At 72.6% G+C, this 19,121-nt stretch carries 20 protein-coding genes; 15 read left to right on the top strand and 5 right to left on the bottom strand.

Translation table 11 applies throughout. The annotated features are described in order from the left end of the window. Nucleotides 1–131 precede the first annotated feature (131 nt). From VE614_RS10955 to VE614_RS10920, 8 genes are all read left to right on the top strand, one after another. Nucleotides 132–806, top strand: coding sequence for a UbiX family flavin prenyltransferase (locus tag VE614_RS10955; protein ID WP_324935196.1), 675 nt, complete (start codon nucleotides 132–134; stop codon nucleotides 804–806). Between the two features lie 50 nt (nucleotides 807–856). Further along, nucleotides 857–1,312, top strand: coding sequence for an Lrp/AsnC family transcriptional regulator (locus VE614_RS10950; RefSeq protein ID WP_324935193.1), 456 nt, complete (start codon nucleotides 857–859; stop codon nucleotides 1,310–1,312). A gap of 47 nt (nucleotides 1,313–1,359) precedes the next feature. After that, nucleotides 1,360–2,523: an aminofutalosine synthase MqnE gene (mqnE, locus tag VE614_RS10945; RefSeq protein ID WP_324935191.1), complete on the top strand. Its 1,164-nt coding sequence runs from the start codon at nucleotides 1,360–1,362 to the stop codon at nucleotides 2,521–2,523. 76 nt (nucleotides 2,524–2,599) lie between these two features. Next, nucleotides 2,600–3,247 carry a UdgX family uracil-DNA binding protein gene (locus tag VE614_RS10940; protein ID WP_324935189.1) on the top strand — a complete coding sequence of 216 codons (648 nt, stop codon included), beginning with the start codon at nucleotides 2,600–2,602 and terminating at the stop codon, nucleotides 3,245–3,247. Between the two features lie 16 nt (nucleotides 3,248–3,263). Further along, nucleotides 3,264–3,788 carry a GNAT family N-acetyltransferase gene (locus VE614_RS10935; protein ID WP_324935187.1) on the top strand — a complete coding sequence of 175 codons (525 nt, stop codon included), beginning with the start codon at nucleotides 3,264–3,266 and terminating at the stop codon, nucleotides 3,786–3,788. 77 nt (nucleotides 3,789–3,865) lie between these two features. Beyond that, nucleotides 3,866–4,165 (top strand): DUF4229 domain-containing protein, encoded by a 300-nt coding sequence (locus VE614_RS10930; protein ID WP_324935185.1) that lies wholly within the window; start codon nucleotides 3,866–3,868, stop codon nucleotides 4,163–4,165. A gap of 303 nt (nucleotides 4,166–4,468) precedes the next feature. Further along, on the top strand, nucleotides 4,469–5,788 hold the full coding sequence (locus VE614_RS10925; protein WP_324935183.1) for a dicarboxylate/amino acid:cation symporter: 1,320 nt from the start codon (nucleotides 4,469–4,471) through the stop codon (nucleotides 5,786–5,788). A gap of 44 nt (nucleotides 5,789–5,832) precedes the next feature. After that, nucleotides 5,833–6,462: a TetR/AcrR family transcriptional regulator gene (locus VE614_RS10920; RefSeq protein ID WP_324935180.1), complete on the top strand. Its 630-nt coding sequence runs from the start codon at nucleotides 5,833–5,835 to the stop codon at nucleotides 6,460–6,462. A 185-nt stretch (nucleotides 6,463–6,647) separates the two neighbouring features. Here VE614_RS10920 and VE614_RS10915 read toward each other — a convergent pair whose 3' ends face one another. Next, nucleotides 6,648–7,490 (bottom strand): MaoC/PaaZ C-terminal domain-containing protein, encoded by an 843-nt coding sequence (locus VE614_RS10915; protein ID WP_324935178.1) that lies wholly within the window; start codon nucleotides 7,488–7,490, stop codon nucleotides 6,648–6,650. Nucleotides 7,491–7,712: 222 nt separating this feature from the next. On the opposite strand from VE614_RS10915, the gene VE614_RS10910 reads away from it, so the two are divergent. Further along, nucleotides 7,713–9,662, top strand: a complete 1,950-nt coding sequence (locus VE614_RS10910; protein ID WP_324935176.1) for an AMP-dependent synthetase/ligase — start codon at nucleotides 7,713–7,715, stop codon at nucleotides 9,660–9,662. A gap of 35 nt (nucleotides 9,663–9,697) precedes the next feature. Here VE614_RS10910 and VE614_RS10905 read toward each other — a convergent pair whose 3' ends face one another. The 3 genes from VE614_RS10905 to VE614_RS10895 form a co-directional block, all read right to left on the bottom strand. Continuing rightward, on the bottom strand, nucleotides 9,698–10,597 hold the full coding sequence (locus VE614_RS10905) for a LysR family transcriptional regulator (RefSeq protein WP_324935174.1): 900 nt from the start codon (nucleotides 10,595–10,597) through the stop codon (nucleotides 9,698–9,700). Between the two features lie 180 nt (nucleotides 10,598–10,777). Continuing rightward, entirely contained in the window at nucleotides 10,778–11,092 is a 315-nt protein-coding gene (locus tag VE614_RS10900) for an AzlD domain-containing protein (protein ID WP_324935172.1), read from the bottom strand. Beyond that, nucleotides 11,089–11,775, bottom strand: coding sequence for an AzlC family ABC transporter permease (locus VE614_RS10895; RefSeq protein ID WP_414719556.1), 687 nt, complete (start codon nucleotides 11,773–11,775; stop codon nucleotides 11,089–11,091). Before VE614_RS10895 ends, VE614_RS10900 begins: the two co-directional genes overlap by 4 nt. 68 nt (nucleotides 11,776–11,843) lie before the next feature. Between VE614_RS10895 and VE614_RS10890 the strand changes: the two genes are divergently transcribed. Continuing rightward, nucleotides 11,844–12,410 carry an XRE family transcriptional regulator gene (locus VE614_RS10890; protein ID WP_324935168.1) on the top strand — a complete coding sequence of 189 codons (567 nt, stop codon included), beginning with the start codon at nucleotides 11,844–11,846 and terminating at the stop codon, nucleotides 12,408–12,410. A gap of 142 nt (nucleotides 12,411–12,552) precedes the next feature. Here the strand turns inward: VE614_RS10890 and VE614_RS10885 are convergent, their stop codons facing one another. Further along, nucleotides 12,553–12,756, bottom strand: coding sequence for a cold-shock protein (locus VE614_RS10885; protein ID WP_004984723.1), 204 nt, complete (start codon nucleotides 12,754–12,756; stop codon nucleotides 12,553–12,555). A 287-nt stretch (nucleotides 12,757–13,043) separates the two neighbouring features. Between VE614_RS10885 and VE614_RS10880 the strand changes: the two genes are divergently transcribed. The 5 genes from VE614_RS10880 (at nucleotide 13,044) to mqnC (ending at nucleotide 19,108) form a co-directional block, all read left to right on the top strand. Then, nucleotides 13,044–13,892, top strand: a complete 849-nt coding sequence (locus tag VE614_RS10880) for a menaquinone biosynthesis protein (protein WP_324935166.1) — start codon at nucleotides 13,044–13,046, stop codon at nucleotides 13,890–13,892. A 75-nt stretch (nucleotides 13,893–13,967) separates the two neighbouring features. Continuing rightward, nucleotides 13,968–15,767: a serine/threonine-protein kinase gene (locus tag VE614_RS10875; protein WP_324935164.1), complete on the top strand. Its 1,800-nt coding sequence runs from the start codon at nucleotides 13,968–13,970 to the stop codon at nucleotides 15,765–15,767. Nucleotides 15,768–16,212: 445 nt separating this feature from the next. Then, complete coding sequence (locus VE614_RS10870) at nucleotides 16,213–17,055, top strand: GNAT family N-acetyltransferase (protein WP_324935162.1); 843 nt, start codon at nucleotides 16,213–16,215, stop codon at nucleotides 17,053–17,055. 11 nt (nucleotides 17,056–17,066) lie between these two features. Further along, nucleotides 17,067–17,837: a prepilin peptidase gene (locus VE614_RS10865; protein WP_414719557.1), complete on the top strand. Its 771-nt coding sequence runs from the start codon at nucleotides 17,067–17,069 to the stop codon at nucleotides 17,835–17,837. Between the two features lie 74 nt (nucleotides 17,838–17,911). Next, entirely contained in the window at nucleotides 17,912–19,108 is a 1,197-nt protein-coding gene (gene mqnC / locus VE614_RS10860; RefSeq protein ID WP_324935158.1) for a cyclic dehypoxanthinyl futalosine synthase, read from the top strand. Nucleotides 19,109–19,121: the final 13 nt, after the last annotated feature.

The raw sequence follows: 19,121 nt of genomic DNA, 5'->3' as shown, positions 1-19,121 counted from the left end.
CGCTCACCGCCCGCGCGGGGCCCCGGGTCCGTCGGGCCGGCACCCCGGCCCGGCCGACGCCCGTCAGCCCGCTGCGGCCGCCTACCCCCACCCGTCCTGAGCCCCGGCGGCCGCACCGGTACGCTCAAGATGTGAACGCAGGAGAAACGCAGCGCGCGCCTTGGATCGTGGGGGTGTCCGGAGCATCCGGGACGCCATACGCGGCCGCCGTGCTGCGGGCGCTGCTGGTGGCGGGCGAAGCGGTCGACCTGGTCGTCAGCCGGGCGTCCCGGCTCACGCTGCTCGACGAGACGGGGATCTCCTTCCGGGACGCGCACTGGCGGGACGACCTGCGGGAATGGCTGGCCCGGGGAGCGGACGGGAAACCGGACACCTTCCAGGTGGATGTGGACCCGGTGCGGTACTGGAACGCCGGGGATCTGGCCGCCGGGCCGTCCTCCGGGTCGTATCCGGCCAAGGGGATGCTGATCGTGCCCGCGTCGACGGCCTGTGTGGCCGGGGTCGCCCTCGGGCTCTCCAAGGACCTGTTGCAGCGGGCGGCGAGCGTGGTGCTCAAGGAGCGGCGGCGCCTGGTCGTCGCCGTCCGGGAAGCGCCGCTGAACGGGCAGACGCTGCGGCACCTGGTCGCCCTGGACGACGCCGGCGCGACCGTGGTCCCCGCCTCGCCCGCCTTCTACGCGGGCGCGACGCACATCCAGGACCTGGTCGACTTCGTCGCGGGCCGGGTCCTCGACGCGGCCGGTGTCCCCCACACGCTCTACCGCCGCTGGGAGGGGGAACTCGGCGGCGGCTCCCGTGACGACTGACCCCCACACGCACATTTCTCAGATTTCTTCAGCGGAAGGCTTCGAATCGCATGGACGCGGTGGACAGGCAGCTCATCCAGGCCCTTCGGGAGAACGGCCGGGCCTCCTACGCGGAGCTGGGACGCCTCGTCGGCCTGTCGGGGCCCAGCGTCACCGACCGCATCAACCGGCTGGAGGCGGCCGGTGTCATCACCGGCTACCGCGCCACCGTGGACGCCGCCTCGCTCGGTCTCGGTGTGATCGCCCTGATCGGCATCTCGCTCTCCGACGCCGCCGACCACGAGGACGTGGCGCGCCGGCTGAAGGACCTGCCGGAGATCGAGGACTGCTGGTTCATCGCCGGTGACGACTCGTTCATGCTCAAGGTGCGGGCGACCGACGTGGACGGGCTGGAGAAGATCATCCGGCGGCTGTCCGGGACCAAGGGCGTCTCGCGGACCCGTACCACCATCGTGCTCTCCACGAAGTGGGAGAACCGGGTGGGGGAGCTGCCGGAAGAGGCGTAGGCACAGGCGTACGGTTTTCACGCAGTCTGTCGATCGAAGGGATCACCATGGACGTCGGGCTCAAGCGCGAGCTGGAGGAGAAGGTCCGCTCCGGTGAGCGGCTGTCCCGCGAGGACGGCATCGCGCTGTACGAGTCGGACGACCTGGCCTGGCTCGGCGGACTCGCGCACGAGGTGCGGACGCGGAAGAACGGCGATGTCGTCCACTTCAACGTCAACCGGCACCTGAACATGACCAACGTCTGTACGGCCTCCTGCGCGTACTGCTCCTTCCAGCGCAAGCCGGGGGAGAAGGACGCGTACACGATGCGCATCGAGGAGGCCGTCAAGCTCGCCAAGGCGATGGAGGCGGAGAACCTCACCGAGCTGCACATCGTCAACGGGCTGCACCCCAATCTGCCGTGGCGGTACTACCCGCGCTCGCTGCGGGAGCTGAAGGCGGCGCTGCCGAACGTCTCGCTGAAGGCGTTCACGGCGACGGAGATCCACCACTTCGAGACCATCTCAGGGCTCGGCGCGAGCGAGATCCTCGACGAGCTGATCGACGCCGGCCTCGAGTCGCTGACCGGCGGCGGCGCCGAGATCTTCGACTGGGAGGTCCGCCGGCACATCGTGGACCACCGCACCCACTGGGAGGACTGGTCCCGGATCCACCGGCTGGCGCACGAGAAGGGGCTGAAGACCCCGTGCACCATGCTCTACGGCCATATCGAGGAGCCCCGGCACCGGGTCGACCACGTGCTGCGGCTGCGCGAACTCCAGGACGAGACCGGCGGTTTCCAGGTCTTCATCCCACTGCGCTACCAGCACGATTTCGTCGACATGCAGGACGGGAAGATCCGCAACCGGCTCCAGGCGCGGACCACCATGGCGACGCCGGCCGAGGCGCTGAAGACGTTCGCTGTGTCGCGGCTGCTGTTCGACAACGTGCCGCACGTCAAGGTGTTCTGGGTGATGCACGGGGTGCAGACGGCCCAGCTGGCGCTTCAGCACGGGGCGGACGACATGGACGGATCGGTCGTCGAGTACAAGATCACGCACGACGCGGACAACTACGGGACGCCGAACAAGCTGACCCGGGACGATCTGCTGGATCTGATCCGGGACGCGGGGTTCCGGCCGGTGGAGCGGAACACCCGGTACGAGATCATCCGGGAGTTCGAGGGCCCGGAGGCGGGGCGGCGGGAGTCGCCTCAGCCGATGCGGGTCTGAGGCCGTCGCACGGGTGCGGATCGCGGGGGGCGTTCGCGCAGTTCCCCGCGCCCCTCAGGTGGGTACTCGGGCCGGCGTGAACACGGCTCCCGAGGAGCAGTACACGGCTGCGCCCTTTGTTCCCGAGGCGGTCCGGGACATCGATGCGCTGCGGGAGGCCGCCGCCGGCTGCCGCGGATGTCCCCTGCACCGCGACGCCACCCAGACCGTGTTCGGCGCGGGGAGCGCGGACGCCCGGGTCATGCTCGTCGGGGAGCAGCCCGGGGACCAGGAGGACCGGAAGGGACGGCCCTTCATCGGCCCCGCGGGGCAGCTGCTCGACCGGGCCCTCGCCGAAGCCGGGATCGACCCCGGTGAGGCCTACGTCACCAACGCGGTGAAGCACTTCAAGTTCACCCGGGCCGAGCCGCGCAAGCGGCGGATCCACAAGGCGCCGGGCCTGCGGGAGATGACCGCCTGCGGGCCGTGGCTCGCGGCCGAGCTGGCGCTGGTGGAGCCGGAGCTGATCGTGGTGCTGGGGGCGACCGCGGGCAAGGCGCTGCTGGGGTCGTCGTTCCGGGTGGGCGAGGTGCGCGGGACGTTGCTGGAGCGGGAGATCCACGGGCACGCGGAGCGGCTGGTGCCGACCGTGCACCCTTCGTCGGTGCTGCGGGCGGACGACCGCGAGGGGGCGTACGAGGGGCTCGTGGCGGATCTGAAAGTGGCGGCGCGAGCGTTGGCGTAATAGGTAACATCGAGGCATGGCCCTTACCTTCACGCTCGACCCCGCCGTCACTCCCGACCTGCGTGACGGCATCCTCGACCTGTGGACCGACGTCTCCAACGCGGGCGGAGCCGTGGGCTTCGTGCCGCCGGTGCACCGCGAGGCGGTCCGGCCGGAACTCGTGAAGCACTTCGCGGCGATGGCGGAGGGCCGGGCCCGGCTGCTCGTCGGGCACGACGAGGAGGGCGCGGTCGCCGCCACCGCCTTCTTCCACTTCAACACCCACCGGCTGATGACCCACTGGGTGTGGCTCTACACGGTCATGGTGCATCCCCGGCACCAGGGCAAGGGGTACGGCCGTGATCTGCTCGCCGCCGCCGAGGGCGCGGCCCGCGGCTTCGACGGGGTCGAGGCGATCCGGCTGACCTGCCGGGGCGGGCTGGGCCTGGAGCGGTTCTACGGCTCCTGCGGCTACAAGGAGGTCGGCCGGGTCCCCGCCGCGATCCGGGTGGCCCCGGGCGACGACCGGGACGACGTGATCATGCTGCTGCCGCTGAGCTGAGCCCCGGCTGCAAGATCGGGGCGTCGTCGTGCTTCACTGGACGGCGGTCCTGTTCGTAGTCGAAAGAGTGGATTGAGATGCTCCGATACACGCTGATGCGCCTCGGCATCTTCGCGGGCTGCCTGCTGGTCGTCTGGGGCCTCGTCTACTCGGGCATCGCCCCGCGCGGTCTGGGCGCCTCCAACGGCCTGTGGGTCGTCCTGCTCTCTCTGGTGATCTCCGCGCCGATCAGCTTCGTGGCGCTGCGCGGCGAGCGGGACCGGGCGTCCGAGCAGATCGTGCGCAAGGTCGACCGGATGAAGGCCGGCTACGAGGCGAACCGCAGCCAGGAGGACCGCGTCGACGACGCGGCCCGGGCGCAGGGCCAGACGTCGTAAGACGCGTCACACCGTCAGAACGCCCCGGTCTCCGAACCCCTCGGAAACCGGGGCTTTTTGCATTCTGTGAGTGGCGAGCGCTGTACACCTCTCAAAGAAAGGCTTTGGGCCTCCCAAAGTTCAAGTGTTAACGTCTCCGGTGTGAAGACAGCAGCCGCGTCCCCCTGGGCCCCGAGCCTCGTGCTCGTGGCGCGCCTGCACGTGGACCTCGGCCGGTGTGCCTCCGGGATCTGTCCCCGCTGACGCCGCCCGCCCCTCCGCTCGTCCCGTCACGTATCCCTACGCGTCTCCAACGGAGCATCCGTGTCCGCGAACACGAAGTCTTTCAAGGTGCCCTTCTGGGCCCAGATACTCGCCGGCCTCGCCCTGGGCGTCGCGCTCGGCTGGATAGCCCGCAGCCAGGACGTGTCCTGGCTGGTCACCACCCTGGAGAAGGTCGGTGACATCTTCGTCGGGCTGCTGAAGCTCGCCGTCGCCCCGCTCGTCTTCTTCGCGATCCTCGTCTCGATCACCAACCTGCGGAAGGTCAACAACGCGGCCCGGCTGGCCGGCCGTACCCTCCTCTGGTTCATGATCACGTCGCTGATCGCGGTGGCCATCGGTCTCGCCATCGGCCTGGTCACCAACCCCGGCGCCGGTACCGGGCTGACCCCCAAGGACGGTGAGCTGCCCGAGAAGACCGGTTCCTGGATCGACTTCCTGACCGGCATCGTCCCGACCGACGTCATCACGCCGTTCACCGAGCTGAACGTGCTCCAGATCGTCTTCATGGCCGCCGTCGCCGGTATCGCCGCCCTCCAGCTCGGCGAGAAGGCCCAGCCGATCCTCACCCTGAGCGAGTCCGTCCTGGAGCTGCTCCAGAAGGCCCTGTGGTGGGTCATCCGGCTCGCCCCGCTCGGCACCGTCGGCCTCATCGGCCACGCCATCGCCACCTACGGCTGGAACCTGATCGGCAAGTACGCCACCTTCACCGCCGACATCTACATCGGCTGCGCCCTGGTCCTCTTCGGCGTCTACCCGGCGCTGCTCGCGACCGTCGCCAAGGCCAGCCCGGTCCAGTTCTTCAAGGGCGCCTGGCCCGCGATCCAGCTGGCCTTCGTCTCCCGCTCCTCGGTCGGCACCATGCCGCTGACGCAGAAGGTCACCGAGCGGCTGGGCGTGCCGAAGGAGTACGCGTCGTTCGCGGTGCCGTTCGGGGCGACCACGAAGATGGACGGCTGCGCCGCGATCTACCCGGCGATCGCCGCGATCTTCGTCGCGCAGATCTTCGACATCCAGCTGGGCGTCGGCGACTACCTGCTGATCGCGTTCGTCTCCGTGGTCGGCTCGGCCGCCACCGCCGGCCTCACCGGTGCCACGGTCATGCTGACCCTCACCCTGTCCACGCTGGGTCTGCCCATGGAGGGCGTGGGTCTGCTGCTCGCCATCGACCCGATCCTGGACATGATGCGCACCGCCACCAACGTGGCCGGGCAGGCGCTGGTTCCGGTCATCGTCTCCGCCCGTGAGGGTCTGCTGGACCGTACGGCCTACGACTCGGTGGGCGGCGCCTCGCCGGTCGACGAGCCGCTCGACGGGCCGGTCGTGGCCGATGGGTCCCGGGCGGTCAAGGCCACGGCCTGACCGAGTGTTCAGTAACGCGGCGGCACGGACCGTACGCTGTCCGCATGGGTTCCGTGAAGACCAAGCGGATGCCGCGTGCGGTCCGTGAGCAGCAGATGCTGGACGCCGCCGTGGAGATCTTCGGGCGGCGCGGGTACATGGCGGCCTCCATGGACGACATCGCGGAACTCGCGGGTGTCTCCAAGCCGTTGGTGTATCTGTATCTGAACTCCAAGGACGAGCTGTTCAGCGCCTGTGTCCGCCGTGAGGCGCGGGCGCTGATCGGGGCCGTCCGGGCCGGTATCGACCCGGCGCTGCCGCCCGACCGCCAACTGTGGGACGGGCTGCTGGCGTTCTTCACGCACACCGCGGACCACCCCGACGGCTGGTCCGTCCTGCACGTCCAGGCCCGCACCCACGGGGACGCGTTCGCCGCCGAGGTCACCGCGATGCGGGCGGAGGCGGTGGCGTTCGTGACCCGGCTGATCGCCGAGGCCGCCCCCGGGGCGCATGCCGAGCGGGACATCGCCGGGCTCGCCGAATCCCTGGTGGGCGCCGCGGAGTCGCTGGCCGCGTGGGCCAACGTCACCCCCGGTGTCACCGCCCGGCAGGCGGCGGCGACGCTGATGAACTTCGCGTGGGCGGGGCTGGGCGGCCTGCTGGAGGGGCGGGTCTGGTCACCGCCGAGGGCGTGAGCCCGCCCGTGTCGCGAAGGCGTGAGCCCCCTGTCGCGGAAGGCGTGAACCCGCCCCTGTCGCCGAAGGCGTGAGCCCCCCTGTCGCGGAAGGCGTGAACCCGCCCCTGTCGCCGAAGGCGTGAGCCCCCCTGTCGCCGAAGGCGTGAACCCGCCCGTGTCACCGAGGGCGTGAGCCCGCCGAGGTCACCGACGGCGTGAGCGCGACGTGGTGCCGAGGGTGTCCACTGTTCCCGTGAGGTGGGTCCGGCCGCCGCCGCGCAGCGCGAACCGGCCGCCGCGCGCCGCGAATTCGACCGTCCCCGGCAGGGAGACCGGTGCCAGGAACCTCGCCCGGACCCGCACCGCCTCGGGTGTGCCGTGGGCGGCCAGGCAGCGGGCCACGCTCCACATGCCGTGCGCGATCGGCCGGGGGAAGCCGAAGAGGCGGGCGGCGAGCGGGTGCAGGTGGATGGGGTTGCGGTCGCCGGAGGCCGCGGCGTACCGGCGGCCGAGGTCGCCGCCGAGCCGCCACTCGGCGAGCGCGGGCAGCGCGGCGTCCTCGGGCGGGGGCGGCGTACCGGCCGCCGTGTGGCGGGTGCGGTGCCGGGCGAGATAGGTGCTGCGGGACTCCCAGACGATGTCCCCGCCCGCCCGCAGCACGGTCAGCACGGCCGCCTCCGTGCCCCGCCGGTGCGGTGCCAGGCCTTCGACGCGGACGGTGAGTCCGTACTCCCCGGTGGCCGGCAGGGCGGTGTACCGGGTGAGGTCGAAGGAGGTGTGGACCAGGCCGAGCAGCGGCAGCGGGAAGCCGCGGGCGCTCATCAGCCGCATGGCCAGCGGGAAGCCCAGGAGGTGCGGATAGGTCGGCGGCAGCGCGTCGTCTCCGGTCGGGAAGCCGCAGACGCGTTCGTACGCCGCGAGCCGGGCCAGGTCGATCCGGACCCGGGAGAGGGTGAGCGGGGCGCGCGGGAAGGAGGCGTCGGGGCGGGGGCGCTTGAAGGGGGACAGCAGCGCGCCGCGGGTGAGGGAACCGGCGAGTGTGGGCATGTGCGGGGGCTCCCTGGGGCGGGTCCACTGTGCTTACTCTTGAGTAAGGTTACCGTAGGTAAGGCGTTGCCGCGCCCAGATCCCCGAGCTGTGTGCATCCTGCACAGACCCGGCCCCGGACGATCTCCGAAACACCCCGGAACCCGCACAGGCCCCTCACGCGGGCGCCGTAGGATCCCCGTCCTACCGGCGGTAACGCCATGAGCCGCCCGGAGGAGCCGTATGCCCATCTCGTACTCGTCCCAGCCGTTGCCGCCCGCCTCGTCCGCCTCGGCCCTCGACTACGACCCGGACGGCGGCCCCGTACTCGTCGAACCCGAGATACGGCGACTGGACGGCGAGGTGCGCGAGGTGGCCGTACCGCCGCTGGTGCCGCCCGTCACCCACGGCTCGCTCGCGGACCTGCCGTTCGAGAACGCGGCGGCGGAACCCGCCCGGCCCGTGTTCAGCCGCCGTGCTCCGGACGGGCGGTGGGCCGAGGTGACCGCCGCCGGATTCGCCGCCGAGGTGCTCGCCGTGGCGAAGGGACTCCTCGCCGAAGGCCTCGTCCCGGGCGACCGGATCGCGGTCATGGCGCGGACGTCGTACGAGTGGACCCTCCTCGACTTCGCCGCCTGGGCCGCGGGCCTGGTCACCGTGCCGGTGTACCCGACCTCCTCGGTCTTCCAGACCCGCTGGATCCTCCAGGACTCGGGCGCCGTCGCCCTCGTCACCGAGACGGCCGGACAGGCCGCCGCGATCGGGCCCGAGCGGGAGCGGCTGCCCGATCTGCGGCACGTGTGGGTCGTCGGGCAGGGGCACGTGGACCTGCTGGCCCAGCGAGGCGCGGCCGTCCCCGACGCGGAGGTCGAGGTACGCCGCGGCATGCTGGGCCCCGACACGCTCGCCACCCTCGTCTACACCTCAGGCACCACCGGCCGCCCCAAGGGCTGCGCGCTCACCCACGGCAACTTCCTCGCCGAGGTCGACAACGCGATCGAACTCCTCTACCCCGTCTTCAAGGCGCGCACCGACGAGGAGCCGTCCACCCTCCTGTTCCTGCCGCTGTCGCACGTCTTCGGCCGGATGGTCGCCGTCGCGTGCGTCCGCGCCCGGGTACGGCTCGGGCACGCGCCCAGCCTCAAGGCGGAGGACCTGCTCGCCGACCTCGCCGCGTTCCGCCCGACCTTCCTGCTGGCCATCCCGTACATGCTGGAGAAGGTCTTCCACAGCGCGCGCGCCACCGCCGAACGCGGGGGCAAGGCGGGCTCGTTCGACCGCGCGGCGGGCGTGGCCCGCCGGTACGGCGAAGCCGTCGAGGCCCGCAGGCACGGCACCGGCCCAGGCCCCGGCGCCTCCCTGAAAGCGGCCCGCGCGCTCTACGACCCGCTGGTCTACCGGCGGATCCGGGGCGCGCTCGGCGGCCGGCTCCGCTACCTCATCTGCGGCGGCTCCCCCCTCGGCCGCGACCTCGCCGCGTTCTACGCCGGCGCCGGCATCGAGATCTACGAGGGCTACGGGCTGACCGAGACCACCGGCGCCGCCACCGTCACCCCACCCCTCAAGCCCCGCCTCGGCACCGTCGGCTGGCCGCTGCCCGGCACCCGGGTGCGGATCGCCGCCGACGGCGAGGTACTGCTCTTCGGCGGACAGGTGCTGCGCGGGTACTGGGACCCGAACGCGGGCGGAGTCGTCCCCGCCACCGCCGACGGCTGGCTCCCCACCGGCGACCTCGGGCGGCTCGACGATGAGGGCTATCTGACCATCACCGGCCGCAAGAAGGACATCCTGATCACCGCCGGCGGCAAGAACGTCGCCCCGGCGCCGCTGGAGAACTGGCTGCGGCAGCACCCGCTGATCTCCCACTGCGTCGTCGTCGGCGACCGCCGCCCGTACGTGACCGCGCTGCTCACCCTCGACATGGAGGGCGTCACCCACTGGCGCCGGATGAACGGCAAGCACCCGGTGCCCGCGGAACTGCTCACCGGCGACGAGGAACTGCGCGCGGTCCTCCAGCGGGCGGTCGACGAGGCCAACAGGCTCGTCTCCCGCCCCGAGTCCATCCGCCGGTTCGCGGTCCTCCCCCAGGACTTCACGGAGGAGGCCGGGCACCTCACCCCGTCGATGAAGCTGCGGCGCGAGGTGATCCTGCGGGACTTCGCCCGCGAGGTGGAGGCACTGTACGGCCCCTGAAAGGCGATGCTGCCCGGCAGGCCGCGGCCGTCGGCCTACGGCAGCGCCTCCCCGCAGCGCGCTGCCACCGTGTCCGCGAACGCCCTGGCCGGCGGGGTCAGCGCGTCCCAGTGGCGGACCGCCCAGCCGACCGTGAGCGGGCGCAGGTCCGGGATGGGGACGAGCCGGAGACCGGCGTCGGGGGCGGTGCCCCGCAGCCCCGGCAGCGCGGGCACCACCGTCCGGCCCAGGCCCAGTTCCGCCAGCAGCAGGGCCGTGTCCCAGTCGGCGACGCTGGTGTCCGAGCCGAAGCGGACGCCCAGCTCGGCGCAGGCGGCGTCCAGGTGGGCCGCCGAGGTGGAGTTGGGCGGGAGCCGGATCAGGCGGAGGTCCGCGAGGTCGCCCGGGAACAGCGCAGCCCGGTCCGCGAGGGGGTCGTCCGCGCCGACCGCGAGGACCCAGGGGAGTTCGGCGACCGCGCGCTGCTCGATGCCGCGCACCGGCGGGCCGAGGGTGATCCAGGCGAGGTCGAGGTCGCTGTCGGTGAGGGCGTCGAAGCAGGCGCGGCCGGAGCTCTCGGTGCGGAACTCCAGGCTGACCCCGGGGTGCCGGCGCCGGAAGTCGACGATGGCCTCCGCCATGAAGTGCCGTACGGTCGTCGCCCCGGTCGCCACCCGCACCGAGCCGGTCTCCCCGCCGACCAGGTCGCGCAGCCGCCGCAGCGCCAGATCCAGCCCCGCGATGCCCTCCGCCGCGGCGGCCTCCAGCACCCGGCCCGCGGCCGTGGGCACGACCCCGCGCGGCCGCCGCTCCAGCAGGCTCAGGCCCGTCTCCCGCTCCAGCCGTCTGACGTGCTGGCTCACCGCCGACTGGGTGCACCCCAGATCGCGGGCGACGGCACTGAGGTTCCCGGCACGGCACACGGCCACGAACACACGAAGGTCGTCGAGCGTCATGGCACCCAAGTTATCGCTTGGATACAGCCAGAATTCCCAAGGATTGACTGGACGTCAGGGCTGTACGACGATCTTTTCCAGGGCCCGGGCGGCAACCCGCCCCCAGCCCCGCCGGAGTCCGGACCGAAGCGGGGAGGGGCGGGTGCCGACCCACGCCGCCCGGCGGCCAGGCCGTACGGCTCACTGCACGCCCAGCGCCCGCAGGACGGCCGTCACCCCCGCGGCCCCCAGCACCACCACAACGAACGGCGCCCGCCGCCACGCCAGCACGACCGCCACCAGCACCCCGGCCGGCCGCGCCCACCCGGCGAACCCGGCGCCCTCGGCGAACGCGCCCGTGGCCAGCAGCGCCACCAGCAGCACCACCGCCCCGGCGGACAGCAGCTCCTGCACCCGCACCGGCACCTCGACCCGCCCGTGCAGCACGGGGCCGACCAGCCGGAAGGCGTACGTCCCGACCGCGAGCGCCAGGATCATCACGACCGTCGCGTTCACGCCGCCGCCTTCCGCCGGCCGCCGTACAGCGCGAGCCCGGTGAGGGCCAGCAGGACCGGTACCCCCGCCGGGACGGCCGGGGTCGCGACCAGCGCCACGCCCGCGCCGAGCAGCGCGCAGCGGCGGATCCGGGCGTCGTCGCGCAGCGCGGGCAGCACCAGGGCGGCGAGGACGGCGGGGAAGGCGGCGTCCAGCCCGTAGGCGGCGGTGTCGCCGAGTGCGCGGCCCGCGAGGGCCCCGGCCAGGACGGAGACGTTCCACACGGCGAACAGCCCGAGGCCCGAGACCCAGAACGCGGTGCGCCGCCGCTCGGGGTCGGGCTGGGCGAGGGCGAAGGCGACGGTCTCGTCGGTCACCAGGTGGGCGCCGACGAGGCGGGCGGTCCGGCCGCGGCCGATGACGTCGGCGACGGCCAGGCCGTAGGCCGCGAGCCGGGTGTTGAGCAGCAGGCCGGTGGCCGCCGCGGCGAACGGCGCGCTCCCGGCGAGCAGCAACCCGACCGCGCTGAACTGGGCCGAGCCCGCGTACACCACCAGGGACATCACCACCGGCGCCCAGACGGGCAGTCCGCCCGCGACGGAGATCGCGCCGAAGGAGACCCCGACGATGCCGCTGGCCACCCAGACCAGGGAGGCGTCGCGGACCAGGAGGAGAACCATGGGTGTTCGGAGTGGCGAACGCATGTTTCCTACAATGAACAGACGGCCCCATGTTCGTCAAGCCGAACGATCGTACTTCTGGAGCGAACGACATGACCGACGGCACCCCGTCCCGCCTTCCCCTCGACTGGATCGCCGCAGCGCTGCGCCGCGAACGCACCCGTGCCGGGCTGTCCCTGTCCGAGCTGGCCAAACGAGCCGGGATCGCCAAGTCGACGCTCTCCCAGCTGGAGGCGGCGAGCGGGAATCCGAGCATGGAGACGATCTGGGCGCTCGGCGTGGCGCTGGGGGTGCCGTTCAGCGCGCTGGTCGAGCCGCCGGCGCCGGCCGTCCAGGTCATCCGGGCGGGGGAGGGGCCCGCCGTCGCCTCCGAGCAGGCGAACTACGTGGCGACCCTGCTCTCGGCGAGCCCTCCCGGCGCCCGCCGTGACATCTACCACCTGCGGGCCGAACCGGGCGCCGCGCGCGAATCCGAGCCGCACATCCCGGGCACGGTCGAGCATCTGATCGTGAGCACGGGGCGGGTGAAGGCGGGGCCGCGCGGGGAGAGCGTGGAACTGGGGCCGGGCGACTACATGACGTATCGCGGAGATGTGCCGCACGCGTACGAGGCGCTGGTGCCGGGCACCACGTTCGTGCTGATCATGCAGCACGTCTGAGAATTCGCGCGGAGTTCACCGAGCCGCGCGCGGAGTTCACCGGACGGACGCCGCGAAGCCCGCGCGGAAAAGGGCAGGAGCCCCGTCGCCTTGCGGCGCGGGGCTCCTTGGGTACTGCACTCGATCCCGGATCAGGAAAGGATCAGACCGGGGTGACGTTCTCAGCCTGCGGACCCTTCGGGCCCTGCGTGACGTCGAAAGACACCTGCTGGTTCTCCTCAAGGGACCGGAAGCCGGTCGCGTTGATCGCGGAGTAGTGGACGAAGACGTCGGGGCCGCCGCCTTCCTGGGCAATGAAGCCAAAGCCCTTTTCGGCGTTGAACCACTTAACGGTTCCGGTAGCCATAAGCCCTCCTTGGGCTCAAAGGGTTGCCCTGCTCCAGAACCAGCAAGTGTGAAGACGAGTTCTGCACAACTGCATCCGCCTGAAAACGACGAGAGCCCGCGGTCACATGCTCCGCAGGCTCTGTACTGCAAGGGAAACCAAACTGCAACTTGCGGCGAGCCTAGCACGCGGGAACCCGAAAGCAATAGAGGTCAAGATCACGTCACCCGGACGTTTGAACATCGAGCCGCCTGCCTGACTCCGGGGGCGGGGCCTGAAGCCCACGCCCCGGGGTCTAGCCTCGCGATGTGGACATTTCTCGCACCCGGCCGCGCGTCGGCCACATCCAGTTCCTGAACTGCCTGCCCCTCTACTGGGGGCTCGCGAGAACGGGCACGCTCCTCGACTTCGAGCTGACGAAGGACACCCCTGAGAAGCTCAGCGAGCAGCTGGTGCAAGGAGACCTCGACATCGGGCCCGTCACCCTCGTCGAGTTCCTCAAGAACGCGGACGACCTGGTCGCCTTCCCCGACATCGCGGTCGGCTGCGACGGCCCGGTCATGTCCTGCGTGATCGTCTCGAAGGTCCCGCTGGACCGCCTCGACGGTGCCCGGGTCGCCCTCGGCTCGACCTCGCGCACCTCCGTCCGGCTGGCTCAGCTGCTGCTGGCGGAACGGTTCGGCGTCCAGCCCGACTACTACACCTGCCCGCCCGATCTCAGCCTGATGATGCAGGAGGCCGAGGCCGCCGTGCTCATCGGCGACGCCGCGCTGCGCGCCAACCTGCACGACGGGCCCCGCTACGGCCTCGCCGTGCACGACCTCGGCGCACTGTGGAAGGAGTGGACGGGACTGCCGTTCGTCTTCGCGGTGTGGGCGGCGCGCCGAGACTACGTGGAGCGCGAGCCGTTCCTCACCCGCAAGGTCCACGAGGCGTTCCTCGCCTCCCGCAACCTCTCCCTGGAGGAGGTCGGCAAGGTCGCCGAGCAGGCGGCCCGCTGGGAGGCCTTCGACGAGGAGGTCCTGGAGCGGTACTTCACCACCCTCGACTTCCGCTTCGGCGCCCCCCAGCTCGCGGCGGTCGCGGAGTTCGCCCGCCGGATCGGCCCGACGACGGGCTTCCCGGCCGACGTGAAGGTGGAACTGCTCCGGCCGTAGCGACCGTCGGCGCGCCGTGGGGGACCCTGCGTAACCTGCTGGGAGTTGACAGGTCCACGGGGGAGGGGGCGCGCCATGCAGCCGCTCGGAGTCGACGAGCCCACCAGCGTGGGGCGGTACCGGCTGCTCGGCCGGCTCGGCTCCGGCGGGATGGGCCGGGTGTACCTCGGCCGCAGCGCCGGCGGGCGCACCGTCGCCGTGAAGATCGTGCACCCGCACTTCGCGCTCGACGAGGAGTTCCGCGCCCGCTTCCGCCGCGAGGTGACCGCGGCACGGCGGGTCGGCGGCGGCGCCTGGACGGCACCGGTCCTGGACGCGGACCCGGAGGCGCCGGTGCCCTGGGTCGCCACGGCGTACGCGGCGGGTCCGTCCCTGGCGGCGGCGGTCGCGGAGCACGGCGCGCTGCCGGACCACACCGTGCGCGCGCTGGGGGCCGGGCTCGCCGAGGCGCTGGCCGCGGTGCACGGGCTGGGTCTGGTGCACCGGGACGTGAAACCGTCGAACGTGCTGCTCACCCTGGACGGTCCGGTGCTGATCGACTTCGGCATCGCCCGCGCGACGGACGGCACGGCGTCCCTCACCTCGACCGGCGTCTCGGTCGGCTCGCCCGGCTACATGTCCCCGGAGCAGATCCTCGGCAAGGGGATCACCGGCGCGGCGGACGTGTTCTCCCTCGGCGCGGCCCTGGCGTACGCGGCGACCGGCGAGCCGCCCTTCCCCGGCGACTCCTCCGCCGCGCTGCTCTACCAGGTCGTCCACGAGGAACCCCGGCTCACCGGCCTGGACGGCGAGCTGCGGGAACTGGTCGCCGCCTGCCTCGCGAAGGAACCGGGCGCCCGTCCGGCACCCGGCGAGATCGCGGACCGGCTGGCGCCCGACGGGGCGGCCCGCCTGGTCGCGGGCGGCTGGCTGCCGGGGCCGGTGGTGGAGGGGGTCAGCCGCAGCGCGGTACGGCTGCTGAACCTGGAGGCGGTGGGTGAGGTGCCCTCGGGTCCCGTCGGGTTCAGCACCCCGGCGGTGAGCGTTCTCCCGACGGTGGGCTCCTTCGGCCCGCCGCCGGCGATGCCGCCCGCGCTGCCGGAGCCCCGGGAGGCGCCTGAGGAGGAGACGGCGGGACGGGACGACTCCGCGCACGCCCCGCACGCCCTTGCCGCACTCCGCTCCGCCCCCGCACCCCGTTCCGCCCCCGCACCCCAGTCGACTCCCGCCCCGCACGACGCCGTCACCGCCTCGGGGGCGCGGCCCGGCAAGGTCTCCGTCACCGTCGCCGCGTCGGCGACGCCGGGGGAGGGCGGCCGGGGCCGGCGGCTCAGCTGTTCGGTCGCGCTCGCCGTCGCGGGGGCGCTCGCGGCGGTGACCGTCGGGTCCGCCTTCCTGTTCGATCTGCTGCCCGGCGGCGGCGAGGCCGGCAACGATGCTGCCGGTGGTGGCTCCTCCTCCCCGGCCCCGACCCTGCGGGATCCGTCCAGCCCCGGCGGCACCGGGGAGGCCGGGGACACCGGCTACGACGACGGGCCCGTGCCCGTCGTCCCCGACCGCTATCTCGGCACCTGGGAGGGCCAGGGCACCGCCCTCGACGGCAAGCTGCCCGTCGGCACCTTCCGGGTGACCGTCCGGCGGGCGGAGGCCGGCGAGGAGCTGGGCCTGGTCCGGCAGACGGACGCGCTGGGCGGGGTCTGCACGGACGTCCTCACGCTGACGAAGGTCACCGGAAAGCAGCTCGTCGCGGCCTCCGTCGGGGCCGAGTCCCACCACGGCGGGTGCAGCCGGGCCCCGACGACCGTGCGGCTGACCCCGGTGGGGGACGACCTCCGGTACGAGTCGGAGAGCCGCGCCTCGGGCAGGCCCGAGGCGCGGCTCTCGAAGGTCGGCTAGCCGGACCGGCGGGCCGTCGGCCCAGTTGCCGGACGCTCTGGTAGTCGGTGCGGATGGTGACGGGGGTGGTGTCGATCGTGGTGGCGCCGCCCTCGAACAGCAGCAGGTTCCCCGCCTTGTCGCAGGAGCCCGGGTCCATGGCGACGGAGGTCGGGGTGTTGGGCCTGCGGTGGTAGGTGATGCTGACGCTGGGCGAGTCGTCCTGCTCCGTACACGTCCCTCGCCGAGGACTCGGCGATCACCACCCGCTACACCTACGACGTCCGCGGCGACCTGGTCACCACCACCGACGACGCCGGCCACACCGCACCTGGGAGTAGCCGTACACCACCTCGATCGCGGGCCACACCCCGCGGGGCGGGTGACCTGGCGATCGGCATGACCGTCGACGAGGCGGCGTCCCGCGCGCTGTGGGACCGGCGGGCGACCCCGTAGGGTCGGGCGGATGAGTGAGCCGTCGTTGCCGGAGCGCGTCGAGCGGTACTACGCCGCCGTGCCGTTGATGTTCGCCGGGGCCGAGGAGTTCGGGTCGCTGCGGCTGTTCGTGCGGAAGGAGGCGGGGGCTCCCTACTACGGCGGGCCCGCGCACGCCCAGCCGACCGGGGACGCGGAGGTGACCGCCGCGGATGTGGCGCGCGTACGGGCCCGTCAGCGGGAGCTGGGCGTGCCGCAGTCGTTCGAATGGCTGGCCGAGGCGGCGCCGGGGATGCGGCGGGTCGTCGAGGGAGCCGGGCTGCCGGTCGCCGAGCGGCCGTTGATGGTGCTCGACGGGGAGCCCGCGTCGGTCCCCCTCCCGGACGGGGTTTCGCTGCGGGTGGTCGAGGACGACGACCCGCTGCTGCCCGCCGTGCTGGCCGTGCCCCGGCTGGCCTTCGGGGAGCCGGGATCCACCGGCCGGGACGAACTGGCGCGCGCGGCGGCGGAGGTCGGGGCGGACGGGACCCTGGACGCGGTCCGGCCCACACTGCGGGACGGGCGCAAGGTGCTGGTCGCGGCGGTCGGTCCGGGCGGGGTGCCGTTCGCGGTGGGGCACTACCACCCGGCCGTGGGAGTGACGGAGATCGGCGGGGTGGGGACCCTGCCGGAGGCCCGGCGGCAGGGGCTGGGGGCGGCCGTGACGGCGGCTCTGGCCGTGCACGCCCGGGAGAACGGTGTACGGACCGTGTTCCTTGCCTATGCGCTGGACTCCGTCGCCCGGATCTACGCCCGGCTGGGGTTCAGCGCGGTCCCGGTGACGCTGCTCGTCGCCGACCAGCCGGCCCGGGGCGCGGGGGCGGTGGGCCCGTGAGCATCCCCGTCATGATCGCCGCCGCCGCGCTGTGGGGCGCGGTGGCCGGTGCGGTGCTGCCGAGAGCCGCGTACCGGCTGGCGGTGCCGCACGGGGACGCCGGGGCCGTGTCCTGCGAGGACGACACCATGGCGTCGCAGGCGCCCGGGTGGCGGGAAGCGTGTCCGCAGGGGCATCCGGTCGCGGGGCCGTTCCGGGGGTGGCTCGGTCCGGCCCGGTGCGGTGCCTGCGACACCTCGTACGGCGCTTCCGCGCACGTCCTGTCCTTCGTCACCGCGCTCCTCTGCGCCGCCCTCGCCGCCGCCACCGGCCCCCGCCCCGAGCTGGCCGTGTGGCTGCTGCTCGCGCCCGTCGGCGTGCTGCTGGCCGTGGTCGACGTGCGGGTGCGGCGGCTGCCGGACGTGCTCACCCTGCCGCTCGCCGCGGCCGTGCCCGGGTTGCTGGGGCTCGCCGCGCTCGCCCCGGGCCACGCCGGGAGCTGGACCACCGCCCTGCTCGGCGCGCTCGCCCTCGGCGGCGGATACCTCCTCCTCTTCCTGGTGAACCCCTCCGGCATGGGCTTCGGCGATGTGAAGCTGGCGCTCGGCACGGGCGCCGCCCTCGGCTGGTACGGCTGGTCCACGGTCCTGCTGGGCACCTTCGCCGCGTTCCTGCTCGGCGCGCTGTACGGCGGTGCGCTGGTCGTCGTACGGCGGGCGGGGCGCGGGACGGCGATCGCGTTCGGGCCGTTCCTGCTCGTGGGGGCCCTGCTCGGGGTGCTGTCGGGTGCGGGCGCGGCCTGACGTCGGGGCGGTCAAATCGCTGGCGTACGCTGGTCCGGAGTCCGTCCGCAACCCCTGACGAAAGGGACGCCCCGGTGACCGAGAAGGCCGACTTCCAGTCTGTGCTCGACCGTGCTGCCGAGGGTGGGCGGATCACCCCGGAGGAGGCGCTGGACCTCTACCGGGACGCGCCGCTGCACGCGCTGGGCGCCGCCGCCGACGCGGCCCGCCGCCGGCGGTACGCGGGTGTCGAGCACATCGCGACGTACATCATCGAGCGCAACATCAACTACACGAACGTGTGTGTCACGGCGTGCAAGTTCTGCGCCTTCTACGCTCCGCCGAAGAGCGACAAGGGCTGGACCCGCGACCTGGACGACATCCTGCGCCGGTGCGCGGAGACGGTCGAGCTGGGCGGCACGCAGATCATGTTCCAGGGCGGCCACCACCCGGACTACGGCGTGGAGTACTACGAGAAGCACTTCTCCGCCATCAAGAAGGAGTTCCCGCAGCTCGTCATCCACAGCCTGGGGGCGAGCGAGGTCGAGCACATGGCGCGGATCTCGAAGGTCAGCGTCGAGGAGGCGATCCAGCGCATCCACGCCGCCGGGCTGGACTCCTTCGCGGGCGCCGGCGCGGAGCTGCTGCCGGAGCGGCCGCGCAAGGCGATCGCCCCGCTGAAGGAGAGCGGCGAGCGCTGGCTGGAGATCATGGAGACGGCGCACAACCTGGGTGTCGAGTCCACCTCGACGATGCTCATGGGCACCGGCGAGACCAACGCCGAGCGCATCGAGCACCTGCGGATGATCCGCGACGTCCAGGACCGCACGGGCGGCTTCCGCGCCTTCATCCCGTACCTCTACCAGCCGCAGAACAACCACCTGAAGGGCCGCACCCAGGCGACCATCTTCGAGTATCTGCGGATGATCGCGATCGCCCGGCTCTTCTTCGACAACGTCGCCCACATCCAGGGCTCCTGGCTGACCACGGGCAAGGACGCGGGTCAGCTCACCCTGCACTACGGCGCGGACGACCTCGGTTCGATCATGCTGGAGGAGAACGTCGTCTCGGCGGCCGGTGCCAAACACCGCTCCAACCTCATGGAGATGATCGAGATGATCCGGGGCGCCGACCGGGTCCCGGCCCAGCGCAGCACGACGTACGAGCACCTGCTCGTCCACGACGACCCGGCGAACGACCCCGTCGACGACCGGGTGGTCTCCCACATCTCGTCGACCGCGATCGAGGGCGGCACGGCTCACCCCGAGCTGAAGATCCTCGCCTCCAACTGAGCCGGACGGTCCG

The sequence above is a fragment of the Streptomyces sp. genome, assembly GCF_035645055.1.
Taxonomy (GTDB): domain Bacteria; phylum Actinomycetota; class Actinomycetes; order Streptomycetales; family Streptomycetaceae; genus Streptomyces.
Note: the sequence above shows the minus strand (reverse complement) of the source record. Positions and strands in the feature narration are given on the sequence as shown.

Bases quoted from the DNA above. Each gene is read 5' to 3' on its own strand.
- VE614_RS10865 (WP_414719557.1), top strand. From the start codon at position 17,067: ATGATCGCCGCCGCCGCGCTGTGGGGCGCGGTGGCCGGTGCGGTGCTG.
- VE614_RS10930 (WP_324935185.1), top strand. From the start codon at position 3,866: ATGCTCCGATACACGCTGATGCGCCTCGGCATCTTCGCGGGCTGCCTG.
- VE614_RS10920 (WP_324935180.1), top strand. From the start codon at position 5,833: ATGGGTTCCGTGAAGACCAAGCGGATGCCGCGTGCGGTCCGTGAGCAG.
- VE614_RS10915 (WP_324935178.1), bottom strand. From the start codon at position 7,490: ATGCCCACACTCGCCGGTTCCCTCACCCGCGGCGCGCTGCTGTCCCCC.
- VE614_RS10910 (WP_324935176.1), top strand. From the start codon at position 7,713: ATGCCCATCTCGTACTCGTCCCAGCCGTTGCCGCCCGCCTCGTCCGCC.
- VE614_RS10890 (WP_324935168.1), top strand. From the start codon at position 11,844: ATGACCGACGGCACCCCGTCCCGCCTTCCCCTCGACTGGATCGCCGCA.
- VE614_RS10870 (WP_324935162.1), top strand. From the start codon at position 16,213: ATGAGTGAGCCGTCGTTGCCGGAGCGCGTCGAGCGGTACTACGCCGCC.
- mqnE (WP_324935191.1), top strand. From the start codon at position 1,360: ATGGACGTCGGGCTCAAGCGCGAGCTGGAGGAGAAGGTCCGCTCCGGT.
- VE614_RS10885 (WP_004984723.1), bottom strand. From the start codon at position 12,756: ATGGCTACCGGAACCGTTAAGTGGTTCAACGCCGAAAAGGGCTTTGGC.
- VE614_RS10935 (WP_324935187.1), top strand. From the start codon at position 3,264: ATGGCCCTTACCTTCACGCTCGACCCCGCCGTCACTCCCGACCTGCGT.
- VE614_RS10950 (WP_324935193.1), top strand. From the start codon at position 857: ATGGACGCGGTGGACAGGCAGCTCATCCAGGCCCTTCGGGAGAACGGC.
- VE614_RS10875 (WP_324935164.1), top strand. From the start codon at position 13,968: ATGCAGCCGCTCGGAGTCGACGAGCCCACCAGCGTGGGGCGGTACCGG.
- VE614_RS10895 (WP_414719556.1), bottom strand. From the start codon at position 11,775: ATGCGTTCGCCACTCCGAACACCCATGGTTCTCCTCCTGGTCCGCGAC.
- VE614_RS10905 (WP_324935174.1), bottom strand. From the start codon at position 10,597: ATGACGCTCGACGACCTTCGTGTGTTCGTGGCCGTGTGCCGTGCCGGG.